Here is a 23744-nt window from a genome sequence, read left to right on the forward strand (position 1 = left end):
GACTTCACCATGCAAACTCTCGTCCGCAACTCGCTTGCCGCCCTGCTGATCGCCTCCGTGGCGCCGGCGACGCTTCCGGCCATGGCTCAGGAGGCGCCGCGCATGCACTATGGGGAGATCCCGGAGGGGGCATATTCCGTGGTGGCCCAGGTGCGCGCCAAGCCTGGAAAGGAAGACATGCTGCGTGCCGCCACCTTGCCGCTGATCGACTTGGTCCGCGGCGATCCCAAGAACCTGATCTATTTCCTTCAGGAAGACCGCGCCAAGCCGGGCCACTTCATCTTCTACGAAGTGTTCGCCAGCCAGGCCGATTTCGACGCACACAACGCGATGCCTTATGTGAAGGATTGGTTCGCCAAGCTTCCGGAACTTGCCGACGGCGGCGTCGAAGTCATGCGCATGGCCGTTCTTGGCAAGCCCAAAAAATAGCCGAGCCGTCCGGCGCGCGCGTGTGTCAATTGTCCTGCGGCAAATCGTACGACCCGGAAGGGTTCCCTTCAAAAATATTGCAGTGCATGATAATACCAGTCGATCTATTCGATCGATTGGCAATGATCAATGCGGGCTGCCACGGAGACACGACAACGGGGCACAGGCCGCCGGGAGCTAACCTACAGCTTCGGCTCCTTTCGACTGATACCCAGCCGCCAGTTGCTCCTTCTCAAAGGGCGCCCCGTCAAGCTGGGCGGACGCGCATTCGAGCTTTTGCAGCTGCTGGTGCAGCGCTGCGGCGAGCTGGTCAGCAAGAACGACCTGATGGCGGCCGCCTGGCCCGGCACCTTCCTCCACGACAGCAATCTCAAGGTCAACATGTGGAGCTTGCGGCGTTCGCTGGGAGATACCCAGATCGAGCCCGTCTACATCGCGACCGTGGCGCGACGCGGATACAAGTTCATCGCCGAGGTGCAGATCAGCATCGGCGAGGTCGAGGACGATCTTGCGCTCGCCGAACCGCTTCCCTCGTCTAGTCCGCCATTGCTGCGCGGCATCGTTGGTCGTGAAGCGGAAATCGACGAAATTACCGGTCTGTTGACCGGCAACAGGCACGTGACCCTGGCGGGCGCCGGAGGAATCGGCAAGACGACGGTTGCCTTGGCTGTAGCCCAGGCGTTTGCGCCACAGTGCCGCGACGGCGTGTGCTTCGTCGATCTCGCAACGATCTCCGACCCGACGCTGTTCGGCGCCGCACTGGTGACGGCATTGGGCATCAGGGGCAATCCGGACAACAGCCTGGCTGCGGCCATCGACTATCTGAAACCGCGGCAGATGCTGGTCATTCTGGACAATTGCGAGCACGTCCTGCCAGCCGCAACGATCTTCGCCGGCAGGTTCATGGCGGAGGCATCGCCGTCCAAGCTGCTTGCGACGAGCCGCGAACCGCTCGGCACCGCCACCGAGCACGTCGTCCGGCTCGGCTCCCTGGTCTCACCCAAACCCGGCCACGCCCTGACCCCAGATCAAGCCGTCAGGTTTCCGGCAGTGCAATTGTTCGTCAGCCGCGCCGCCGAATGGGCGGACTACCAATTCGTCGATGATGATTGCGAGGCCGTTGCCGCAATCTGCCACTCGCTCGACGGCCTCCCGCTGGCCATCGAATTGGCGGCAGCCCAGATCGGCAGGTTCAATCCTCACCAATTGGTGGAGTTGCTCGACCAGAATTTGGGTTTTCGTGCCCCCGCCGCCGATGGCGCGCCGCCGCGTCATGAAACGCTGATGGCGACGATCGACTGGAGCTTCAGACTGCTGTCGCAGCGGGAAGCCAGACTGTTCGGCCTGCTCTCGGTGTTCAGCGACGCATTCGAGGTCGAGGACGCGGTCTTCGTCGCCGAAGCGGCAGGGCTCACGCCGGTCGACGTCGTCACCGGCCTCGGCAGTCTCGTTGCCAAATCGCTCCTGAGCGCGCAGGCACATGGCGCGAGCCTGCGCTATCGCCTGCTCGACAGCACACGCCGCTATGCGAGCGAGCGGCGCCGGGCCGATCCTGCCTGCGACCAGGCGCTGCGCCGTCATGCGCAACGTGTCCTCACGCTGTTCGAGCAGTCCGAGGAGGAGTGGAACTGGCGCGAGCCGGCCGATTGGACCCAGCGTTACCTTGGCCGCATCGCCGACTTGCGCGCCGCTCTTTCATGGGCGTTCGGCGAGCACGGCGATGCCGTACTCGGGATCAGGCTCACGGTTGCGGCGATCACCTTGTGGTCGGAGACGTCGATCCTGTCGGAAGCGCAGGCGCGGTATGCGGACGCGCTCGCATTGGCCAAGACCGTCCCGTGCGACGATCTGTCGAAGACAAAACTCGCCTGCGCCCTTGGGTGGAGCCTCTTCTACGCCCGCAAGATGTCGAATGAGAACGAGATTGCCTGGCTCGATGCCATCCTCTTTGCAAAGCGGGCCGGCAACATCGAATATCAGCAGCGGGCGCTGGTCGGGTTCGGCTTCTACCTGCTGCAGATCGGCCAGGTCCAGCGCGCCATATCTTATCTTGAAGAGGCCACTGAGCTCGCCGACCGCGATCGCGATCTGACGGCGACGTCCGAAGCCGATCGCGCGCTGGCCTGGGCTCGCGCTTTTGCCGGCGAATTGAGCAGGAGCCGCCCTGTTCTCGACCGTCTTGCAGCGACCTACTCGCTGGCCGAAGGGCGTTCGCGCAAGGATGCGAACGAAGTCTATCGGTTCATCACCGTCCGCTTCAATCTGCCCTTCGTCGCGTGGATGCAAGGGCAAGCGGACTATGCGGCGAGGCTCGCCAAGGACGCCATCGATGCCGCGGACCGCAGCGGCCATTGGGTGTCACAGTCGAACGCATTTGGGCTCGCCGCCCTTCCCGTTGCGCTCGAAACCGGCAATCTTGACGCGCTCGCGAGCTACACTGAGCGATTGCGTCGCAACCTTGAACGCGAGCGCATCTCACGCTGGGTTCCGGTCGAGCGCTATTTCTCCGCATGCCTTCGCGACCTGCGGGGCGATCCACGCGCGGTGGAGGATATTCGAGCCGCGATCGACGAACTGACAGAATGCCGGTTCTTGATGCGGATCGGCAGCTATCTCGCGGTCCTCGCCCGCGCCTATCTGAGGCAAGGGCGGATCGCGGAGGCGCAAGAAGCCATCACGCGGGCGATCGAGCATCAGGAACGCCACGGCGAGCGCTGGTGCCGTCCGGAGCTCCAGAGAGTTGACGCCGCGATCCTTCTCCACACCGGCGAGCCGCTGCGCGCGGAAAAGCGGTTTCAGCAAGCGCTCGCGGAAGCGCGCAGGATAGGCGCGCTGACGTTCCAATTGCGGATCGCGACCGATCTCGCGGCACATTGGATCGCCACCGACCGCAGATCCAAGGCTGTCCGGCTGCTCTCGCCGATCTATCACGAGTTCACCGAGGGGTTCGGGACACCGGATCTGCTTGCGGCCCAGCGCCTGCTGCAGCCGACCGCGAGCGGCTGCAGCGACCATCACGGGATGGAGCCGGTGCACGCTCGCGACGCATAGCTGGCCTACCGCCGCGCCTGCCGCACGCGCTTTACGCTTCCGGAAATTCCTGATCCTCTCTTGCCAACAAGCCGGATCAACCGGCCTTGCCAGGGAGAGAGACGCCATGAAGCTCGGCACCGCCATTGCGGAAATCATGAGGCGCGAGGGGATCGAGATCCTCTGCGGCTATCCGGTCAACCATCTCATCGAACACGCGGCCAAGGCCGAGATCCGCCCGGTGATGGTGCGGCAGGAGCGCGTCGGCATCCACATGGCGGATGCGATCTCGCGGGTGACGTCGGGACACCACATCGGTGCCTTCTGCATGCAGCACGGGCCGGGCGCGGAGAATGCGATGGGCGGCGTGGCGCAGTGCTTCGGCGAATCCGTTCCCGTGCTGGTGCTGCCGATGGGCTATCAGCGCCGGCTGGCGCATATCGAGCCGAACTTCAATTCCAGCGAGGCGATGAAGCCGTTCGCGAAATCGTCCGAGCCGATCATCCTCGCGAGCGAAGTCGTCAACATCTTCCGCCGCGCCTTCACCAAGCTGAAGAACGGCCGCGGCGGGCCCGTCATCGTCGAGATCCCCTCGGACATGTGGAACGAGGAAGTGGCGGAGCCGCTGAACTACACGCCGGTGTTGCGCACCCGCTACGGCGCCGACCCCGTTCACGTCACGGAAGCCGCCAGTCTGCTGGTGAACGCAAAACGGCCGGTGATCTATGCCGGCCAGGGCGTGCATTACGCGCAGGCCTGGCCGCAGCTGAAACGGCTCGCCGAGCGATTGGCGATCCCCGTCACCACCAGCTTGGGCGGCAAATCATCGTTTCCGGAGACGCATCCGCTGTCGCTCGGCTCCGGCGGCCTTGCAGTGCCGCGCGCGGTGCCGAAGTTTCTGGCCGAGGCCGACGTCATTTTCGGCATCGGCTGCTCCTTCACCGAGACCAATTTCGGCATCGCGATGCCGAAAGGGAAGACCATCATTCATTCGACGCTCGATCCCAATCATCTCAACAAGGACGTCGAAGCGAAGATCGGCCTGGTCGGGGATGCCGGCCTCGTGCTCGACGCGCTGCTGGAGGAGATCAGCAAGACCGTCACCGCGGATCGCGATGCATCCGCCGTCGCGGCCGAGATCGCAGCCTCGCACAAGGAATGGCTGGCGAAATGGATGCCGAAGCTGACCAGCAATGACGCGCCGCTCAGCCCCTACCGCGTGCTGTGGGATCTCCAGCACACCGTGGACATCGAGAATACGATCATCACCCACGATGCCGGCAGCCCGCGCGACCAGCTCTCGCCGTTCTGGCGATCGGTCGAGCCCCTCACCTATCTCGGCTGGGGCAAAACCACGCAGCTTGGTTACGGCCTCGGTCTTGCGATGGGCGCCAAGCTGGCAAAGCCCGACAAGCTCTGCATCAACGTCTGGGGCGATGCTGCGATCGGCTTCACCGGCATGGATTTCGAGACCGCGGTGCGCGAGCGCATCCCGATCATGTCGATCCTGCTCAACAATTTCTCGATGGCGATCGAGCTGAAGGTGATGCCGATCTCGACCGAAAAATATCGCTCGACCGACATTTCCGGCGACTACGCTGCGATGGCCCGCGCCTTCGGCGGCTACGGAGAGCGGGTGACGCGGCCGGAGGACATCGTGCCCGCGATCAAGCGCGGCATCGCGAAGACGAGGGAAGGCGTGCCGGTACTGCTGGAGTTCATCACAGCCAAGGAGACCGAGGTGTCGCGGCCCGGCACGTGAGCGGAGCCGGTGCGGGCACGGCTGCGAGCCGCTGGCTCCGGCCGCAGAAGTTGTGATAATCCGGCCCGGTGCCACGCACGCCGCGGCATCAAGCTGGACCGGGAATGACGACCGTTTTGCAGGAAATCGAGGAACTCGAGCGCCGATTGCGGTCGGCCACCGCCGAAATTGCGCAGCTGCGGGCCGAGCTTGCGACGGCTCGGGATCGCCAGAGCGCCAGCGCCGAGATCCTGCGTACCATCGCGGCCTCGCCGTCCGATGCGCGGCCGGTCTTTACGGCGGTCGCTGCCAGCGCAAAGCGCCTGCTTGGCGGCTTCTCCGCCACCGTGCTTCAGTTCATCGGCGACGAGCTTCACCTCGTGGCGTTCACGCCGACCAATCCGGAGGCGGACGCGGGGCTCAAGGCGTCGTTCCCGCGCAAGATCGCGGACTTCCCGACTTTTGGCCTCGTGCGGGAGGGCCAGACGATCCAGTTTCCCGACAGCGAGGCGGCCGACGTCCCTGAACTGAACCGGGAGCTGGCGCGGCTGCGCGGCTTCCGCAGTGTGCTATTCATGCCGCTGATGAACCGGGGCGCGCCGGTCGGCATGATCAGCGTCACCCGCGCCGAGCCAGGATCATTCGCGCCCGACCTCGTCCAGCTGCTGCAGACCTTCGCCGACCAGGCCGTGATCGCGATTGAGAACGCGCGCCTGTTCAACGAGACGAAGGAGGCGCTGGAACGCCAGACCGCGACGGCCGATATCCTGAAGGTGATGGCGGCCTCCCCGTCCGACGTGCAGCCGGTATTCGAGGCCATCGCCACCAACGCCAACCGGCTGATCGGCGGCTTCTCCACCGCGGTGCTGCGTTATGTCGACGGCGCCGTGCACCTTGCGGCATTCACCCCGACGGATCCCGCGGGCGACCGCGTGCTCCAGGCCTCGTTCCCGGTGCCGTTCGCACAATTCCCGCCCTATCAGCTCGTGGCCAATGGTACCGCGGCGCAATTGCCCGACACCGAGGTCGAGCCGGCCGCGCGCGACATCGCGCGGGCCCGCGGCTATCGCAGCATGCTGTTCGCGCCTCTGATGAGCGAAGGCGAAGCCATCGGCATCATCATCGCGACGCGACGCGCGACTGGCAACTTCGCCGAGCATCACGTGCGCCTGCTGCAGACCTTCGCCGACCAGGCCGTGATCGCGATCAAGAATGTCAGCCTGTTCAACGCGACCAAGGAAGCACTGGAACGTCAGACTGCGACTGCCGACATTCTCAAGGTGATCGCGGCTTCACCGTCCGATGTCACGCCGGTGTTCCAGGCCATTTCCGACAGCGCCAAGGCGCTGATCGGAGCGCACTCCTCCACTGTCACCCGCGTCGTCGACGGCATGCTGCATCTGGCCGCCTTCACGACCGACAATGAGGCCGGCAATGCGGATCTGCTGAACTCATTTCCGACGCCGCTGTCCTCATCGGGCATTCACAGTCGGGTGGCGAGCAGCGGCGAGTATGCCTTCCGCAGCGACATGCAGAACGAGCCTGATCTTACCGAGGCCATGAAGGAGCTGGCGCGAACACGCGGTTATCGCAGCATCCTCGTGGTGCCGATGCTGCGCGATGGCCTTGCGATCGGCACCATCGCCGTCACGCGGCGGGAGCCCGGTTATTTTCCGGACAAAGCCATCAACCTGCTCAAGACCTTTGCCGACCAGGCCGTGATCGCGGTCGAGAACACGCGCCTGTTCAACGAGGTTCAGGACCGCACCAGCGAGCTCGCCAAATCGCTCGATGATCTCCGCGCCGCGCAGGACCGCCTGATCCAGACCGAGAAGCTGGCGTCACTGGGCCAGCTCACGGCCGGCATCGCGCACGAGATCAAGAACCCGCTCAACTTCGTCAACAACTTCGCCTCGCTGTCTGCCGAGCTGACCGAGGAGCTGAACGAGGTGCTCGCGCCGGTCCCGCTCCCCGAGAATGTCCGCAGCGAGGTCGACGAGCTGACGGGGCTTCTGCAGGACAACCTCGGCAAGATCGTGCAGCACGGCCGCCGCGCCGATTCCATCGTCAAGAACATGCTGCTGCATTCGCGCGAAGGCGGCGGCGAGCATGGGCTGAGCGACATCAATGCATTGGTCGAGGAGAGCCTGAATCTCGCCTATCACGGCGCACGCGCCGAGAAGCCCGGATTCCACGTGACGCTGAAGCGCGCGCTCGATCCAGCGGCCGGACAGGCCGAAGTGTTTCCGCAGGAAATCACCCGCGTGCTCCTGAACCTGATCTCGAACGGCTTCCACGCGGTCATCAGGCGCAAGGCCGACGGTGCCGCCGGTTACGAGCCGATTGTGACCGCCGCGACGCGCGATCGCGGCGATGACGTCGAGATCACGATCCGCGACAACGGCACCGGCATTGCCGACGATGTGAAGGAGAAAATGTTCAATCCGTTCTTCACCACCAAGCCAGCCGGCGAAGGCACCGGCCTCGGGCTGTCGATGACCCACGACATCGTCGTGAAGCAGCACGGCGGCACGATCGACGTCGCGACCGAGCCGGGCAAGTTTACTGAATTCACGATCGTGCTGCCGCGCAAGAGTGGTCTGTCAGGCAATAGCTGAGGTTGAATCGCGCGGTGGGTGCTTTCGGCAAACTGGCGTGGCTCATTCGGCGGCAATTGCTGTCGTTCTCCGGCGTCGGCCTCATGCTCGGTGCCCTGTTCTTCGCAGCCGCGCTGACGCCGACGCTGATCCCGCGGAGCTATCTCACGCAGGGCGCCATCGCCGGCGCCTGCTTCGGGATCGGCTATCTCGCCGGCAACGTCTGGCGCTGGCTGTGGCACTATCTGGAATTGCCCGAGCCGCCGGCGCGCCTGAGATCGACCGCAAACGCGCTGGTGGCGGCCGCCTGCCTGCTCGTCGTCGTTGTTTTTCTGTGGCGGGCGGCCGGATGGCAGAACTCGATCCGCACCATGATGAAGATGGCGCCAGTCGAGACCGCCCATCAGCTCAAGGTCTGCGCCATCGCCGTGATGACGTTCGTCGTGCTGCTGGTGCTGGCGCGGCTGTTCGCGCTTGCCGTGCGCCTCATCGCCGCGCGTGCGAGGCGCGTCATTCCGCGGAGGATCGCGAACGTCATCGGCGTGCTCGCCGCGGGCCTGTTGTTTTGGTCAATCGCCAGCAATGTCCTGATCCGCACGGCGTTCAACGCGCTCGATGTGTCCTTTCGCGAAGTCGACGCCTTGCTCGAGCCCGAGCGGCCGCAGCCGACCGCGCCCGAACGAACGGGAAGTGCCGCCTCGCTGGTGAAGTGGACGCAGCTTGGACGCATGGGGCGGAGATTTATTGCCTCGGGGCCGACCGCAACGGAGATCAGTGCCATTACAGGAAGGCCCGCGCTGGAGCCCGTGCGGGTCTATGTCGGCCTTGGCGGCGCCGAGACGGCGCAAGCGCGCGCCCGGCTTGCGCTCGACGAGCTCAAGCGGCAGCACGGGTTTGAACGCGACACACTCATCGTCGTTACGCCGACCGGAACCGGCTGGATCGACCCTGCCGCGATGGACACCGTCGAATATCTCCACCATGGCGACGTCGCCAGTGTCGCGATGCAGTATTCCTATCTCAACAGTCCGCTGACGCTGCTGTTTCAGCCCGAATCCGGTGCAGAGGCGGCGCGCGCCCTGTTTTCGGAAATCTACGGCTACTGGGCGACGCTGCCGAAGAACCGGCGGCCGAAGCTGTACCTGCACGGACTGAGCCTCGGCGCGATGAACTCGGAAAAATCCGCAGAGCTGTTTGAGATGATCGGCGATCCGATTGCGGGCGCACTTTTGAGCGGCGCGCCGTTCGAAAGTCGCATCTGGCGCTCGATCACGGCAAACCGCAATCCGGGCACGCCGGCCTGGCTGCCGGAATTCCGCGACGGCCGCTTCGTGCGCTTCATGAACCAGAATGGACCGACGGTGCCGGCAGATGCGCCCTGGGGTCCGATGCGCGTCGTCTATCTGCAATATGCGAGCGACGCGATCACCTTCTTCGCCTATCACGACGCCTATCGGGCCCCTGACTGGATGACGGCGCCGCGCGGGCCGGATGTGTCACCGGAGCTGCGATGGTATCCAGTCGTGACGATGCTGCAGCTCGCCCTCGACATGGCGGTCGCGACCAATACGCCGATGGGCTTTGGCCATGTCTATGCGCCCGAACATTACGTCGATGCCTGGGTCGCCGTCACCGATGTCCATGATTGGTCCCCCGACGCGCTGGCGCAGCTCAAGACCCATCTTGCAGCGGCGGCGCGAAAGGCCGCCGAGGGCAATGTCGCAAACGAGCCTTACGCCGATCGAGGCGGCTAGCCTACTCGGCCATCTCCACGGGCTGCTTGGCCGACGGTCCAGCCAGCGGCCGCTCCTCCATCGCGATCAGGCACAGCGCAGCGATCGTCATCAGCGCGGTGGCGGCGCCGAACACGTAGCGGAAGGCGTGCCGCATGTCGTCGGCGGGTATCGCGACGGCGCCCGCGGCGTGATGCTCGCCGGCGAGCGGGACGTCGGTGCCGAGCGCGATGAGCAGGATCGCGGCGAAGGCCGCCACCGTGAACGAGGACATCAGCGAGCGGAAGAAGTTCATCGCGCCGGTGATGGTGCCGACTTGCGGACGCGCCACCGAATTCTGCAGCGAGACCACGCACACCGGAAAAGTCGTGCCGAGTCCCAGCGCGAATGCGGCCATCAGCAGCAGCAGGCCCCAGAGCGGCAAGGTGGTGACCGTGAGAACGAGACCGCACAGCGCGGCCCATGACGTGCCGACGATGGCGACGCGCTTGTAGTGCTTGGCCCGAGCCATGGTGCGGCCGGCGACGGCCGCGCCGACGGTCGAGACCGCCGCGAGCGGGATCAGCGCAAGCCCCGCCTCGCTGGCGGTGAGATGATAGACCTGCTCGTAATAGAGCGGCAGCTGCACGGTCAGGCCGGTGATCGCCCCGAGGCCGCAGCCGCCCGCGGTCAGCGCGAACGGCGCCACCGATCCCGTCAACAAGGGCAGCGGCAAGAACGGCTCGTCGGCCCGCCGGGCGTGCCACACGAAGGTCACCGCGAGCGCGACGGCACCGCCCACCATCGCCAGCACCGTCGGCGAAAGCCAAGCATAGCGCGTCCCGCCCCAGGTCAGCACCAGCATGAAGACCACGGCGGACGCCATCAGCAAGAGGCCGCCGAGCCAGTCGACCTTGCGCTTGCGGTGGAACACCGGAATCTTCTTCATCTTCGGCAGCAGCAATGCGAGTGCTGCGGCCGCAAGCGGCAGGTTGATCCAGAAGATCATCGACCAGTGCAGATGCTCCGCGAACACGCCGCCGATGACCGGGCCGAGGATGCCGCCGACCATCCAGACGCTCGAGAAATAGGCCTGGTACTGCCCGCGCTCGCGCGGGCTCACCACGTCGGAGATCACGGTCTGCACCACCGGCATGATGCCGCCGCCGCCGAGGCCCTGAAGCCCGCGTGCCAGGATCAGCATCGGCATGTTCGGCGCGATCGCGCACAGCACCGAGCCCGCGACGAACAGGCTGAGCGAGATGATGATCATGACGCGGCGGCCGTAGATGTCGCTGAGCGTGCCGAACACCGGCGCAACCGCAGTCGAGGCGAGCAGATAGGCGGTGATCACCCAGGACAGATTGGAGACGTCCTGGAACTGGCGTCCGATGGTCGGCAGCGCCGTCGCCACGATGGTCTGGTCGAGCGCGGCCAGGAACATCGTCAGCATCAGGCTGATGACGATGGTGCGGACCTCGTCGGAGCTCAGCGGCACCGGCGGGGCGATCGAGGGCGCATCGTCGACGCTGATGACCTCGCTCGGCAGGCGGGACAGCTCTTCGGCAATATCGTCAGGCAATGTCTGGGTATCGGCAGAATTGCTCTGCCGGTCGAACTTGTTCATCTCGATCGGACGTCGTGACGCGGTGCAACACCGCCAAGGATTCGTTCTATGCAGCCCAACATAGAGGGGAAATTTCTTCCCGGGCAGGCACCGCGGCGCATGGGTGCATCCCGCCGACGCATCCTCGCGGCTCCGTGATCGACAGGCGGAGCGGCGCCGTATTGAGGTACTACTTGGAGCCTGAGCGCCCCCAGCCCACTAAAGCTCGATCGGGTCCAGCAAGTTGATCAGATGCGGCTGGTCGGGATCGACGATGACCACTTTCTTGCCGAACTTGGGATTGCTCCGGAACAGAGCGCCGAGGCTGTGCTTTTCCGGCGACCAATTTTCTCGAACCGGCTTCTTGGTTGCCGGATTCTTCTTCTTGCGCGCCTTCTCCTTCGCCTGCTCCTTTTCCCAGTCGGCTTGGCGCTCGATATCGATCTCGTCAATCGGGTAGGTCAGGTGGATCGTGTATTCGGCGTCGACGCCCCGTGCTTTCAGCAGCATTTCCAGGGTCGCTCGTTCGGGGTTACCGTGCTCGCCATCGCCTGAGAAGACGTAGTGATCGGCAGGCAGACGTTCGAAGAAGATCGTCTCCATATTGTTGTCGCTGCCGTGGTGCGGAACTTTCAGGACGTGGACATGCCGTTTCCAGTTCTCCTTCTTCTTGTCCGCGTCCAAGAGCCCCGCCAGCTCCATTCCTTCCAAAATCTTGTCCCCGCGCGCGTCGCCGGTCAGCAGCATGCTCTTGCCGCCCATTTCAGCCAGAACGACGATGCTGGAGAGATTGGGCACCGACTTGTCGACGAATGCCGCCAGCATTGCTTCCGGGTTTTTCTTCCCCTGCTTTTGCTCCCTCAGCCATTTGTCATGGGCCTCCTGAAGGGCCAGCAATTCCGGCTGCATCGGTCCTGCCACGGTCATCTTGAGACCGCCATCCAACGTCACCGCTTCCGTATCCTCGGTTGCGACGATCAGCTCGCCGTCGAATTTGTGGTTCAGTTTCCATTGCCGACGCGCTGGCGAGCGCCGTTGCAACACTTCGCGATCATCACGCAATTGACGGCCTTGCGAAATGCCTGCGAGAACTTCCACCGTCTGATGCACCTCTTCCTCGTCAGATTCTTCGTCGGGCTCGATTGCGTCAAAATCCGGCCTGCGCGCAGTGCCTGCCTCGAATGACGCCGGCCCAAATCCGGACAACAGTTCTTCAGGCGCAGTCGTAAGCAGATCGTCAAAGCTGTTGTGCCACAGGCTGGCGACCTTGAGACGGAGATCGGGACTGTTGCCCAGCTGATCCGCCGTTAGTTCGAGAATGCCCCTGATGTGATCGTCGTCGATATGACTGATCATCACAACGTCTATCGGCAAGGGATCATTCGGCTCCAATTCGCGCGAACGGTGAATCTGCGCGATTCTCGGCGCCAGATGTGGCTTATAGACCTTGGCAGGTCCTCCATCGATCAGCATCAGATGCGGATCGTCAGCTGTTCCGAAATGAAGGATCAGGCAATCGCCCTTGCGCGCACGCAAGACGTCAAGGCTTAAATGCATCGCATTCCTCCTCAGATCGATTGAAGAGCCCGCAACACGTCGAGCATGCCGTGCCCCTGAAAGCTGCGCTCGCGGCCAAGATCCGTCGCGCTCTCGCACAGGATGCGTTTGACCCGACGCGGCTGCCCGATCAGCTCTTCGTATCGGGCGAGCAGCATCGCCGCGGCTCCACTGACCATGGGAGCCGCCATGCTGGTGCCCGATTCCGGAGCCCAATCATCATTCGGAACGGTCGATAGAATTCGCTCACCGGGCGCGACGAGATCCGGCTTCGCGCGGCCGTCGCCGGTTGGACCGCGGCTCGAGAAGAAGCTGATTCCGTATGTATGCGGCCAATTCCCGTGGGTCGATCCAACCGTGATGACGCCCTCGGCGTTTCCTGGATCGGTGATACTGAAGGCGGCGTAATTTTCGAACGGACCGTCCTTCGTTTCGAATTTCTGAAAGCCGCGATTGCCCGCTGCGGCCACGACCACCACTCCGCTTTCGACCAAACGCTCGCATTCGTTGCAAATCGGCGTCCGCCCACATGCAAAATTGCGCACGTTATGGGGAATTGAGAGGCTGAGATTCGCGCCGTGAATCATGATGTAGTTGTGCCGCTCGTTGACGTAACGGATGTACTGCATGGCAGCGATAACGGCGAACTCGGTCTCCTCCAGGCTCGCACCCAGCACGCGGAAATCGTACAGTCCGATGTCCGGGCACATGCCGCCAGCGTATTTGCCGTCCTTCTGGTCCGCTCCGATGATTCCGGCAACGTGGGTCCCGTGCGAACTGGGCAGCTTTTCAGACTTGTCGTTTGGATCCGGCCTCTTGACCGTGATTAGCCTTTCGACGGTCGCCCAGTTGATGGGGCGCTCCTTCTCGAAGTCTTCGGCAATCTTCTCTAGATTGACGTCCACCTCGGCTCCAGCGAGCCCGGACGTTCGGATCAGCTTTTCGCGGGTTTGAGCATCGACGTCACCCGTCTCACTGCTAACGATCTCGCGAATATTCGTGAAGTCGAAGATTTTCCTGACACGCGACGTCGGCTTCTCGCCGGACGTCATGAACGCGTCGTGATTGTTTTGAATACCGGAATCAAGAACTGCCCAAACGATGTTCTTGCACTGGACGTTGAACAGCGACCTCGCAGCGTCGGCCTTGACCGCTGGCACCGACCGATCGAGCGCGGGAACGGCCGATCGGTTGAGCGATACCTGGAAAATACAAGTTGGTCTCTCTTCCGCCGGCTCGCTCCTGGTATCGACGCCGTCGTTCTGCTGCCGAGCATTCTCGTCCGCTTTGACTACTTCATAAAGTGCGAACATGCCGGAGAGAATCTCGTCAGCATAGTCCCGGTATCGTTCCAATGCCTGCTCAAAGGTCAGTGGCTCCAGTGGTTCGTCCCAACCGACGGGACGTTCCAGCTTGCAAATCCAGTAGATCAATCCGGCGAGCGCGATATACCTTTGGAGCGACGTGGCATTGTCCAATGTGCGTTCGCGCAGCGCGTTGGATCTCTTCGGCCCTTGCTGGAGCAACTTTTTGATCGTCCCCTGATTATCGCCGGCATCCACGCCTTCGATCCTTTCGGCCACCTTCGGCTCGCGCCACCATTGTGTCCGCGGCACCAGGATGCGCAGCACTTGGTCGAAATAGAGCCGCGCACCGACGAGCCCCTGCAAATAGGCGACCTTGGCCTTTGTTGGAGGCCGGCCAGGCGGCGCAGATTCGACCGGCACTTTCAGCGCGCCTGCGATGGTACGGGCCACGCTCACCGCGGTCGCATTCTTGTGCGGCGTAATCAGAACGTCCTGGGCGATGCCCGGATCGAGAGCGTAAGCCGCCCAGACATCGCCGAGCAGCGGCGAGTCCTGCAGCACGCGCCTGTCGTCGCGGGGACCCAGGAGGATATGTTCGACCACTTCGGGCGGAACGGAGAACTGCTTGGGTCTTCCGTCGGCCGAGACCGGCCAAGTCGGCCCGCGGCTCTTGGGTGTGCCGCTTTGCGGTTTTGCACGCCGCTTACGCCCCTTGTCGTCCGCCATTGTCGTCTTCCTCAGACACCAGACTGCGGATAGGGAAAGGCGGGCGGCGGCCCGACCGCCGCGAGATGCTTGCGCAGGGCTGCATCACACACGGCGTAGCCCCAGTTGATTAGTCTTTCCTGCGTCGTCGCGTCCAACCGTTTCAGACGTGTCGGCACTTCCGCAAGTTGCAATGTACGCTCGAAAGGACACGGCAGAGCATCGGCCAGCCCGTAATTCGCGATGTCGGTGCGGATGCCCCAATAGGCGCCCTTGCGCGTTCCCGATTTGAAGGAGTCGATGACCTGGCGCTTGCGCAGCGAACGCACCTGATTGTCGATCAGATTGAGGATCCGGTAGGAATGCCGCGGCCAATCCGTCTCCGGCTCCTCCTCAGCCTCGATCTTGCCGCCGGCGTCGCTGACCAGAACGGTCTGGTGGCGCTTCCATGCGGTCTCGAGGCCGAGATTGTCGTAGACGCCGCCATCGCTGAGAACGACGCGCGTCGTAAAAGGAGGCCGCTGCAGGTCGAGCCCGGTACCGGGCGCGAAATCGCTGTCCTTGAGGCGCAATTCGAAGGGAGAGAGGACCGGAGGAAAAGCTGAGGACGCCGCCACGGCTTGCGCCAGCAGAATTTCTGGATTCTTCACCTCGCCGACGCGGTAGTCGCGCATATAGGGCTTCATGAAGCGCCAGAGCGCGCCTGACTGCACGTTCGTCGCATTGATCACGAAGCGCGGCTCGTCAGGCATATCCTGCAGAGTCTTGCCGCGAAACAGGTGATCGTCATACGCCTCGGCAATCCGGTCGCCGATGCTGCCTGGTAACAGCGCGCCCAGGATGACCGACTCGGCATCGATTGTGATGCCGGCGAAGGCGCGCAACGGCGCGACGAATTTCGGAATGAAATCGCTGTCGACGCTGTCGGGTGTGAAGCTGAGGCCCGGCCACGCCAGCGCCAACATGCCGGCAGTGATCGACCCGCCGGAAACGCTCGATATGCGCCTGACGTTCTTCAGCAGTCCTGTTTCATATAGGCGCCACAGGACGCCGACATGAAACACCATCGCGCGATATCCTCCGCCGGAAAGGCAGAGCGCAGTGGTTGGTTCCAGCGGCTTGTTCTCGTCGTCGGTCGGTATCAGGTGAACCGGATCGGAAATCATGGGGCCCCCAAAAATCCTAGGGTACCTTCAGCAATTCAAAACAACCTGAATATAGCCATAGCAGAATCTACAACCAGCTTAGCACCTCAACCCCTGAATGTGAAGCGCATCTGCATGCGACCGCTGCGCACAGCTGTTCAAGGTCGCTTCTTCAGACGCGCCCGCTTCGGCAAGGTCGCCGGCCATTGCACGATGTGGTCCTCGAGCTCCTCGTCCGGGACCTCCTCCTCGCTGCCCTCCACGCGGCCGCGCACGGAGACGCCGGCTTCGTGCACGGTGTTGGGGTCACCCGAAACCAGCGGATGCCACCAATAGAGGTCGCGCCCTTCGGCGACGAGCTTGTAGCCGCAGCTCGGCGGCAGCCAGTTCAGGGTGCGGACATTGGCCGGGGTCAGGCGGACGCAGTCCGGAACCTTGTCGGAACGATTCGGATAGTCCTTGCAGGCGCAGCTCGTCCCGTCGAGCAGCTTGCAGCCGATATGGGTGAAGTAGATCTGCCCGGTATCCTCGTCTTCGAGCTTGTTCAGGCAGCAGCGGCCGCAGCCGTCGCACAGGCTTTCCCACTCGCGCTCCGACATCTGTTCCAACGTCTTGGTTTTCCAGAAGAATCCTTCCTGGCCTTGAGATCGTTTGGGAGCTGCGGTCATGCGCCTCAACAACAGTTCGAAAGAGCTACGGCAACGCCATCTAGGGCGCGCGGCGGCAATGGTGCAAGCGAGGCCCCTTTGAGGCCCGTAATGAACCGGGGGTCAATTAGGCCTGTTGTTCAAAATAGCGAGCGTGGCCATTGGTTTATGAGCCCCGCTCGGCTAGAAGGAACAGCAAGTCCCTCGGATGCTGGCCGGGCGCCTTGGGTTTGCCGCAACATACCCGCAAGACGTCTCGATGCCGCCCCGGCCGGGTGCTTGAACGCTTTCGAAGCAAGCCGCAAGGGTTCTAGGTGCGCCAGATCATACCACCGCATTGGAAGCAGAGGATCCGGAATTTCTTCCTGGATCTCGATGCGCGCATCGACTCCTCGCTGTTCTCCTCGGCCAAGGGCATCCGCGAGCTCTACGAGCGCTACTCGACCTTCATGGACCGCTTCTATGTCGGGCGGTGGAAGCGCTGGGTGTTCATCGAGCCATTCTCGGAGGCCGCAACCCTCGGGCTTGGCGGCCTCGTCGTGATGCTCGCCCTCGCCATTCCGGCCTTCCGCGAGACCGCGGACGAGGACTGGCTGAAGAAGTCCGATCTCGCGGTGAGCTTCCTCGACCGCTACGGCAACCCGATCGGCAGCCGCGGCATCAAGCACAACGACTCCATTCCGCTGGAAGACTTTCCGGACGTGCTGATCAAGGCGACGCTGGCGACCGAGGACCGCCGCTTCTACGAGCATTTCGGCATCGACATCGCCGGCACTGCGCGCGCGCTCGTCACCAACGCGCAAGCGGGCGGCGTGCGCCAGGGCGGCTCCTCGATCACCCAGCAGCTCGCCAAGAACCTGTTCCTGAGCAACGAGCGCACCATCGAGCGCAAGGTCAACGAGGCCTTCCTCGCGATCTGGCTGGAATGGCGCCTGACCAAGAACGAGATCCTCAAGCTCTATCTCGACCGCGCCTATATGGGCGGCGGCACCTTCGGCGTCGACGGCGCGGCGCATTTCTACTTCAACAAGTCCGCGCGCGACGTGACGCTGGCGGAAGCGGCGATGCTCGCCGGCCTGTTCAAGGCGCCGACCAAGTACGCCCCGCACATCAACCTACCCGCCGCCCGCGCACGCGCCAACGTCGTGCTGGACAACCTCGTCGATGCCGGCTTCATGACCGAGGGCCAGGTGTTCGGCGCCCGCCGCAACCCCGCCTTCGCGGTCGACCGCCGCGACGAGGCCTCGCCGAACTATTATCTCGACTACGCCTTCGACGAGATGCGCAAGCTGGTCGATACCTTCCCGAAGTCCTACACCGAGCGCGTCTTCGTGGTGCGCACCGCGATCGATGCCAACGTGCAGAAGGCGGCCGAAGACGCTGTCGAGAACCAGCTGCGCCAGTTCGGCCGCGACTATCACGCGACGCAGGCTGCGACCGTCGTCGCCGATCTCGACGGCGGCATCCGCGCCATGGTCGGCGGCCGCGACTACGGCGCCAGCCAGTTCAACCGCGCCACCGACGCCTATCGCCAGCCCGGCTCCTCGTTCAAGCCCTACGTCTACACCACCGCGCTGCTGAACGGCTACACGCCCAACTCGATCGTGGTCGACGGTCCGGTCTGCATCGGCAATTGGTGCCCGCAGAATTATGGCCATTCCTATTCCGGCTCGGTGACGCTGACGCAGGCGATCACGCGTTCGATCAACGTCGTGCCGGTGAAGCTGTCGATCGAGATCGGCCGGAAGAACGAGCCCAAGACGCAGAACCCCGCCAAGGTCGGCCGCGCCAAGATCGTCGAGGTCGCGCGCCGCTTCGGCATCAAGGCGCCGCTGCCCGACACGCCGTCGCTGCCGATCGGCTCGGACGAGGTCAACGTGCTCGAGCACGCGGTCGCATACGCGACCTTCCCCAATCGCGGCAAGGCGGTGACGCCGCATGCGGTGCTGGAAGTGCGCACCGGCGCGGGCGACCTGGTCTGGCGCTGGGACCGCGACGGCCCGAAGCCGCGGCAGGCGATCCCGGCTTCCGTCGCCGCCGACATGTCCGGCATGATGAGCCACGTCGTCAGCGAAGGCACCGCACGGCGCGCCGCGCTGGACGGCATTCCGACCGCGGGCAAGACCGGCACGACCAATGCCTATCGCGACGCCTGGTTCGTCGGCTTCACCGGCAATTTCACCTGCGCGGTGTGGTACGGCAACGACGATTACTCGCCGACCAACCGCATGACCGGCGGCTCGCTGCCGGCGCAGACCTGGCACGACATCATGCTCGTGGCGCATCAGGGCGTGGAGGTCCGGGAGATTCCCGGCATCGGCATGGGCCAGAAGCTGCCGCCGCAGCATGTGAGCAACGCGCAGGCCAACGCAGCGCCGAAGGTGCTGGAGACCAAGCCCGGTCCGCCGCCGGTGCTGACCAAGCGCGGCGCGGACATCCTGGTGCGGGTCGAGAAGCTGCTGGATGATGCGGCAAAGGCCGCGAACAAATCGACGGCGAATGACAGCAAGCCGGCCAGGCCGTCCTCGTCGACGAGCGCGCTCGCCTTCCCGCAGAACTATGCGGAAGACAACGCCAACACCTCTGCCCCGCGCAAGAACTGATCGAAAGCAAGTGCGGCTGATCCTGACCACATTGACGGCGCTTCTTCTCGCGACGGTCGTCGGCGTCGGCGCGACGTGGATGACCACGACGCGCGGCACCGAGATCGGCGCGCTGACCATCGGCCCCTGGACCGCACGGCCGCGCACCGGCACCGCCGACGTCGATCCCTATTCGCGCGCCACCATCGTCCGCAACGGTGAGCTGCCGATCGGCACCGGCGACGGTGTCGCCTTCACCGCCACCACCGACGACAGGAAGAAGGCGCTCGACGGCCGCTGCGACGTGGTCGTCTCCGGCGTGACGCCGCCGGCGCGGTTCTGGACGCTGACGCTCTACGACCGCAAGGGCCATCTCGTCGCCAATTCGCTGCAGCGCTACGGCTTCACCAGCCAGGAGATCGTGCGCTCCTCCGACGGCTCGTTCGAGATCCGGATCGCCTCGCGCTCGCGCGCCGGCAATTGGCTGCCGACCGGCGGCATCGAGCGCTACGCCTTGATGCTGCGTCTCTACGACACGCCGGTCGGCGTTGGAACGCGCACCCAGCGCGATGCGCCGATGCCGAGCATCACCACGGTGGGCTGCTCATGATCCGGCTCGTCTTCACCGTCGTCGCCGGCGTGGTGCTGGGCCTCGTGGTCCATCTCGTCAGCGTGCTGGCGCTGCCGCGGATTGCCACACAGGATGCCTATTCGCGGCTGACGCCGATGACCAGGGTGAACGCCGTCACCCAGCTTCCCCTCGCCGATCCCAACAATTCGCCGATGCCGTTCATGGATCCGGCCTTCGCGCTGGCGATCTGTCGTTATGATCTGTCTGGCGGGCCGATCAAGCTCACCGTGCCGGTGAGCCAGGCCTACACCTCGGTGTCGTTCTACACCCGCAACGAGATCGCCTATTACGCCATCAACGACCGCTCCGCGGGCCGCAAGGTGATCGAGCTCGATCTGATGACGGAAGCGCAGCATAGCGAGTTGCCGGAGGACGAAGAGGTCACCGCGGCCGACCGACTGATCATCGATTCCCCGACCACGACCGGCCTGATCCTGATGAAGGCGCTCGCGCCCGAGCCCGGCTTGATGCAGCAGGCGCAAGGCTCGCTCCAGGCTGCGACCTGCGCCCCGCAGACCGAGCCACCGGCCAAGGCCGAGGCACCGCGCAGCCGGCGGTGAGCGCGGCCGCCAACAAAAAGTGCGAAAACAACCCCATGCACAGTAGCGGGGCGTTGAAATCATTACGCTCTTCCGCCGACCGCAACGATACCGCCGGGGACGCGTGCGTACCTTTGACTCGTCGGGCAAAACAGGGGCATACTGGCATCATCGAGAGTTGATCACACCCGCACGGAGCCGTCCGTCGCGGGTGTTGTCTTTGGCGCATCTTTCCGTGTCCATGCGAAACAATCCTGCCGCGTTCGGCTCGGGCACAATCATCGGCACTCTGGGCGGCTTGATCGGTCTCGGCGGTGCAGAATTTCGGCTGCCCCTGCTCATCAGCCTGTTCGGATTTCGCGGCCTCGAGGCCGTGATTCTGAACAAGGCGACGAGCCTGATCGTGGTGGCGAGCGCACTGCCGTTTCGCGCACGCGCCGTTCCGTTCGCGGAGATACATGCCCATTGGCCGATCATCCTGAACCTGCTGGCGGGCAGCCTCGTCGGCGCCTATGCGGGGGCATCCTGGGCGACGCGTCTGGAGTCCGGGACGCTCTACAGGATCATTGCCGTCCTGCTGCTCCTGATCGCCGGCATGCTTCTGTTCGCACATGGCAACGAGGCGGCAACCCCACCGGCGCTGACAGGCGTGAGCCTGATCGTCGCGGGCATAGCAGCGGGCTTTGCGATCGGGATCGTGGCATCGTTGCTCGGCGTCGCCGGAGGGGAATTCCTGATCCCCACCCTGATCTTGTTGTTCGGCGCGGACGTGAAGCTCGCGGGCAGCCTCTCGCTCGCGGTGAGCCTGCCGACCATGCTGGTGGGATTTGCGCGCTATAGTCGCGACCAGAGCTTTTCGGTGCTCCGCGCGAATTGGCAGTTCATGCTTGCAATGGCCATCGGGTCGGTCGTCGGGACATTCATAGGCGGCCTGCTTCTCGGCGTCGTCCCGAATTCGATTCTTCTGCCGGGATTGGCCGTGATCCTGGTCATTTCGGCGGTGAGAATCTGGCGGCATGAGTAGGCTGGTTCGAAACAATGCCGCAACCGGCGATGCGCCCTCGATCGGTTCGCAGATCGAGACGGATCGCTAGAGCATGATCCGGAAAAGTGTGAAGCGGTTTTCCGAAAAGATCATGCTTCAAACAATAACCTAAAGCGCGATGACGATTCATCCTAATCGCATCGCGCTTTAATGGATGATCTGGCCGAGGAAATCCCTCGCCCGCTCCGTCCTCGGCGCGCGGAAGAAGGTTTCGGGATCGGCTTCCTCGACGATCGAGCCGCGATCCATGAACACCACCCGGTCCGCGATCTCGCGGGCAAAGCCCATCTCGTGCGTGACGCAGACCATGGTCATGCCGTCTTTCGCGAGCTCCACAATGGTGTCGAGCACCTCCTTGACCATCTCCGGGTCGAGCGCCGAGGTCGGCTCGTCGAACAGCATGATCTTCGGCTGCATGCACAGCGCCCGCGCGATGGCGACGCGCTGCTGCTGGCCGCCGGAGAGCTGCCCCGGATATTTGTTCGCCTGGTCGTGGATGCGCACCTTGCGGAGCAGACCGATCGCGCGCTCATGCGCATCAGTGCGGGACAGGCCCCGCACCTTCATCGGCGCCAGCATGCAGTTCTCGACGACGGAGAGGTGCGGAAACAGGTTGAAGCTTTGGAACACCATGCCGACCTCGCGACGTATGCCGTTGACGTCGGTCATCCGGTCCGACAGCTCGATGCCGTCGACGACGATGCGCCCCGCATCGTGCTTTTCGATGTGGTTGATGCAGCGGATCAAGGTCGACTTGCCCGAGCCGGAGGGGCCGCACAGCACGATCTTCTCGCCGACCGCGACCGTGAGATTGACGTCGTTCAGGGCCGTGAAATGGCCGAACCGCTTCACCAAATTTTCAACGGTGACGATGGACGCCCGATTCCCCTCAGCGAACTCAAGCATTTTTCCTCTCCAAAGACTGGGATGACCGTGCGCAGCGCTAGCGGCGTAGTCCCGCGATCGCATATCGCTTGCGCAAGGACGCCACGCATTGCGATGCCGCCGAACTGATCGCGAGGTAGACCACCGCAATGACCAGATACATCTCGACCAGACGGCCATTGAGCTGCGCCAGCTTCGAGGCTGCGCCAAGCAGATCGGTGAGCGAGAGCACGTAGACCAGCGAGGTATCCTGGAACAGGATGATGGTCTGGCTCAGGATGATCGGGCTGGCGACGCGGAGCACCTGCGGCAGGATCACGGAGCGATAGGTGTCGAAGGTGGAGAGTGCGAGCGCCTGACAGGCCTCGAACTGTCCCCGGTTCACGGCGCGCAATCCGACGCGGATGATCTCCGAATAATAGGCGGCCTCGAACAGGCCGAAGGTGATGAAGGCGGTCCAGGTGGCGCCGATCGGGACCGGTCGCCCGCTTCCGCCGAGATGACCGAGCACGATCGGCACCAGGAAGAAGAACCAGAACAGGACCAGGATCAGCGGGATCGAGCGCATCAGGGCGACATAGCCGCGCACGAGCTTGCCGAGCACGGGCACTTCGAAGTGCTGCACGAGGGCCAGGCAGGTGCCGAGGACCAGGCCGACCACGAAAGCAACGGCGGTCAGCGCCAGGGAAAACAGCAGGCCCGACCAGAGGTAAGGCCACGCCTGAAGCACAACGGAGAAATCGAGGCTGGTCACTTCACGACCTCCATCGCGTCAGGCAGGGAATCAAGCGGTTGGATGGCGTGCGTCGCGCCCGGCTTGACTGCATCGTCCGCAGGGCTCGTCCCCGGAATGCGCACGGCCCTGTCGATCAACGCCATCCCCTGATAGGCGATGAGCGCCAGCGCGAGGTAGACAAGCGTCGCGGCGCCGAAAGCGGTGAAGGTCTGGAATGTCGCTTCGCTGATCTGGCGGGCCTGCGCCGTCAGCTCCATCAGCCCGATCGTGAGCGCGACCGAGGTGTTCTTGTAGATGCCCATCACCTCGCTGGTCAGGCTCGGAATGATCAGGCGCAGCGCCTGCGGCACGATGACGTAGCGATAGGTCGGATACCCGCTGAGCCCGAGCGCGCTTGCCGCTTCGACCTGACCTTTCGGCAGGGCCTCGATCCCGGCACGCACCTGTTCGGCGATCCGGGCGGCGGTGTAGAGACCGAGGCACACCAGTGCCGGAAAGAACGATCCCCAGGGCGGCGGAATCTGCTTGATGGCGTTCCCGAGCGAGGCGGGAAGAATCTCCGGCAGGACGAAGTACCAGAGAAACATCTGCACCAGCACGGGGATGTTGCGGAAGATCTCCACATAGAGGCGGGCAAGTGCCGCGACGGCTCGGTTCTGCACAGTGCGGCCGATGCCGACGACGATCCCGACCGCGAAGGCAATCCACCAGCCGAAGAACGCCAGCGCGAGGGTCCAGCCGAGGCCCGACACGATCCAGTCGATATAGCGCTGGCCGTCTGCGGTCTGTTCAAGAAGCACTGCAAACATGGCGAACCTCAGGGCTCGGTTTGCGGGACACTCTCCGCCGA

Annotated in this window: 17 protein-coding genes; 9 read left to right on the top strand and 8 right to left on the bottom strand. The window is 63.9% G+C overall.

What is annotated here, in order from left to right; translation table 11 throughout:
- The first annotated feature begins 9 nt into the window (after window positions 1–9).
- From I6F16_RS06015 to I6F16_RS06035, 5 genes are all read left to right on the top strand, one after another.
- On the top strand, window positions 10–429 hold the full coding sequence (locus I6F16_RS06015; protein ID WP_036023255.1) for a putative quinol monooxygenase: 420 nt from the start codon (window positions 10–12) through the stop codon (window positions 427–429).
- 222 nt (window positions 430–651) lie between these two features.
- Window positions 652–3480, top strand: a complete 2829-nt coding sequence (locus tag I6F16_RS06020; RefSeq protein WP_225173499.1) for a winged helix-turn-helix domain-containing protein — start codon at window positions 652–654, stop codon at window positions 3478–3480.
- Between the two features lie 52 nt (window positions 3481–3532).
- Entirely contained in the window at window positions 3533–5221 is a 1689-nt protein-coding gene (locus tag I6F16_RS06025; protein ID WP_225111881.1) for a thiamine pyrophosphate-requiring protein, read from the top strand.
- A 104-nt stretch (window positions 5222–5325) separates the two neighbouring features.
- Window positions 5326–7818, top strand: coding sequence for a GAF domain-containing protein (locus I6F16_RS06030; protein ID WP_225111735.1), 2493 nt, complete (start codon window positions 5326–5328; stop codon window positions 7816–7818).
- Between the two features lie 83 nt (window positions 7819–7901).
- Window positions 7902–9551 (top strand): alpha/beta-hydrolase family protein, encoded by a 1650-nt coding sequence (locus I6F16_RS06035; RefSeq protein WP_225173515.1) that lies wholly within the window; start codon window positions 7902–7904, stop codon window positions 9549–9551.
- A 1-nt stretch (window position 9552) separates the two neighbouring features.
- On the opposite strand, the gene I6F16_RS06040 is transcribed toward I6F16_RS06035, so the two are convergent.
- From I6F16_RS06040 to I6F16_RS06060, 5 genes are all read right to left on the bottom strand, one after another.
- Window positions 9553–11136, bottom strand: a complete 1584-nt coding sequence (locus tag I6F16_RS06040) for an MDR family MFS transporter (RefSeq protein WP_225111734.1) — start codon at window positions 11134–11136, stop codon at window positions 9553–9555.
- Window positions 11137–11334: 198 nt separating this feature from the next.
- Complete coding sequence (locus I6F16_RS06045; RefSeq protein WP_225111733.1) at window positions 11335–12672, bottom strand: hypothetical protein; 1338 nt, start codon at window positions 12670–12672, stop codon at window positions 11335–11337.
- Window positions 12673–12683: 11 nt separating this feature from the next.
- The gene (locus I6F16_RS06050; protein WP_225173500.1) at window positions 12684–14705 is read right to left on the bottom strand and encodes a S8 family peptidase; all 2022 of its coding nucleotides are present in this window, start codon (window positions 14703–14705) and stop codon (window positions 12684–12686) included.
- 11 nt (window positions 14706–14716) lie between these two features.
- Entirely contained in the window at window positions 14717–15850 is a 1134-nt protein-coding gene (locus tag I6F16_RS06055; protein ID WP_225111731.1) for a patatin-like phospholipase family protein, read from the bottom strand.
- 137 nt (window positions 15851–15987) lie between these two features.
- Window positions 15988–16497, bottom strand: coding sequence for a YcgN family cysteine cluster protein (locus I6F16_RS06060; protein WP_036042979.1), 510 nt, complete (start codon window positions 16495–16497; stop codon window positions 15988–15990).
- A 293-nt stretch (window positions 16498–16790) separates the two neighbouring features.
- Here I6F16_RS06060 and I6F16_RS06065 point away from each other — a divergent pair, with 293 nt between their 5' ends.
- The 4 genes from I6F16_RS06065 to I6F16_RS06080 all read left to right on the top strand — a co-directional run bounded on the left by I6F16_RS06065 (window position 16791) and on the right by I6F16_RS06080 (window position 21252).
- A complete protein-coding gene (locus I6F16_RS06065) occupies window positions 16791–19079 on the top strand; it encodes a PBP1A family penicillin-binding protein (RefSeq protein WP_036005842.1) in 2289 nt (762 codons plus the stop codon).
- Between the two features lie 10 nt (window positions 19080–19089).
- Window positions 19090–19668 carry a DUF1214 domain-containing protein gene (locus I6F16_RS06070; protein ID WP_036005844.1) on the top strand — a complete coding sequence of 193 codons (579 nt, stop codon included), beginning with the start codon at window positions 19090–19092 and terminating at the stop codon, window positions 19666–19668.
- Window positions 19665–20249: a DUF1254 domain-containing protein gene (locus I6F16_RS06075; protein ID WP_036005846.1), complete on the top strand. Its 585-nt coding sequence runs from the start codon at window positions 19665–19667 to the stop codon at window positions 20247–20249. Before I6F16_RS06070 ends, I6F16_RS06075 begins: the two co-directional genes overlap by 4 nt.
- Before the next feature lie 220 nt (window positions 20250–20469).
- Window positions 20470–21252 carry a sulfite exporter TauE/SafE family protein gene (locus I6F16_RS06080; protein WP_036005848.1) on the top strand — a complete coding sequence of 261 codons (783 nt, stop codon included), beginning with the start codon at window positions 20470–20472 and terminating at the stop codon, window positions 21250–21252.
- Window positions 21253–21420: 168 nt separating this feature from the next.
- On the opposite strand, the gene I6F16_RS06085 is transcribed toward I6F16_RS06080, so the two are convergent.
- Genes I6F16_RS06085 through I6F16_RS06095 form a run of 3 tightly spaced genes read right to left on the bottom strand, consistent with a single transcriptional unit; the run spans window position 21421 to window position 23703 of the window.
- Window positions 21421–22179: an amino acid ABC transporter ATP-binding protein gene (locus I6F16_RS06085; RefSeq protein ID WP_249785405.1), complete on the bottom strand. Its 759-nt coding sequence runs from the start codon at window positions 22177–22179 to the stop codon at window positions 21421–21423.
- Window positions 22180–22216: 37 nt separating this feature from the next.
- Window positions 22217–22912 carry an amino acid ABC transporter permease gene (locus I6F16_RS06090; RefSeq protein WP_225111729.1) on the bottom strand — a complete coding sequence of 232 codons (696 nt, stop codon included), beginning with the start codon at window positions 22910–22912 and terminating at the stop codon, window positions 22217–22219.
- Entirely contained in the window at window positions 22909–23703 is a 795-nt protein-coding gene (locus tag I6F16_RS06095; RefSeq protein ID WP_225173501.1) for an amino acid ABC transporter permease, read from the bottom strand. The genes I6F16_RS06090 and I6F16_RS06095 overlap by 4 nt, the downstream gene beginning before the upstream one ends.
- Between the last annotated feature and the right edge of the window lie 41 nt (window positions 23704–23744).

The sequence above is a fragment of the Bradyrhizobium sp. IC4060 genome (genome assembly GCF_020193715.1).
GTDB lineage: Bacteria > Pseudomonadota > Alphaproteobacteria > Rhizobiales > Xanthobacteraceae > Bradyrhizobium > Bradyrhizobium yuanmingense.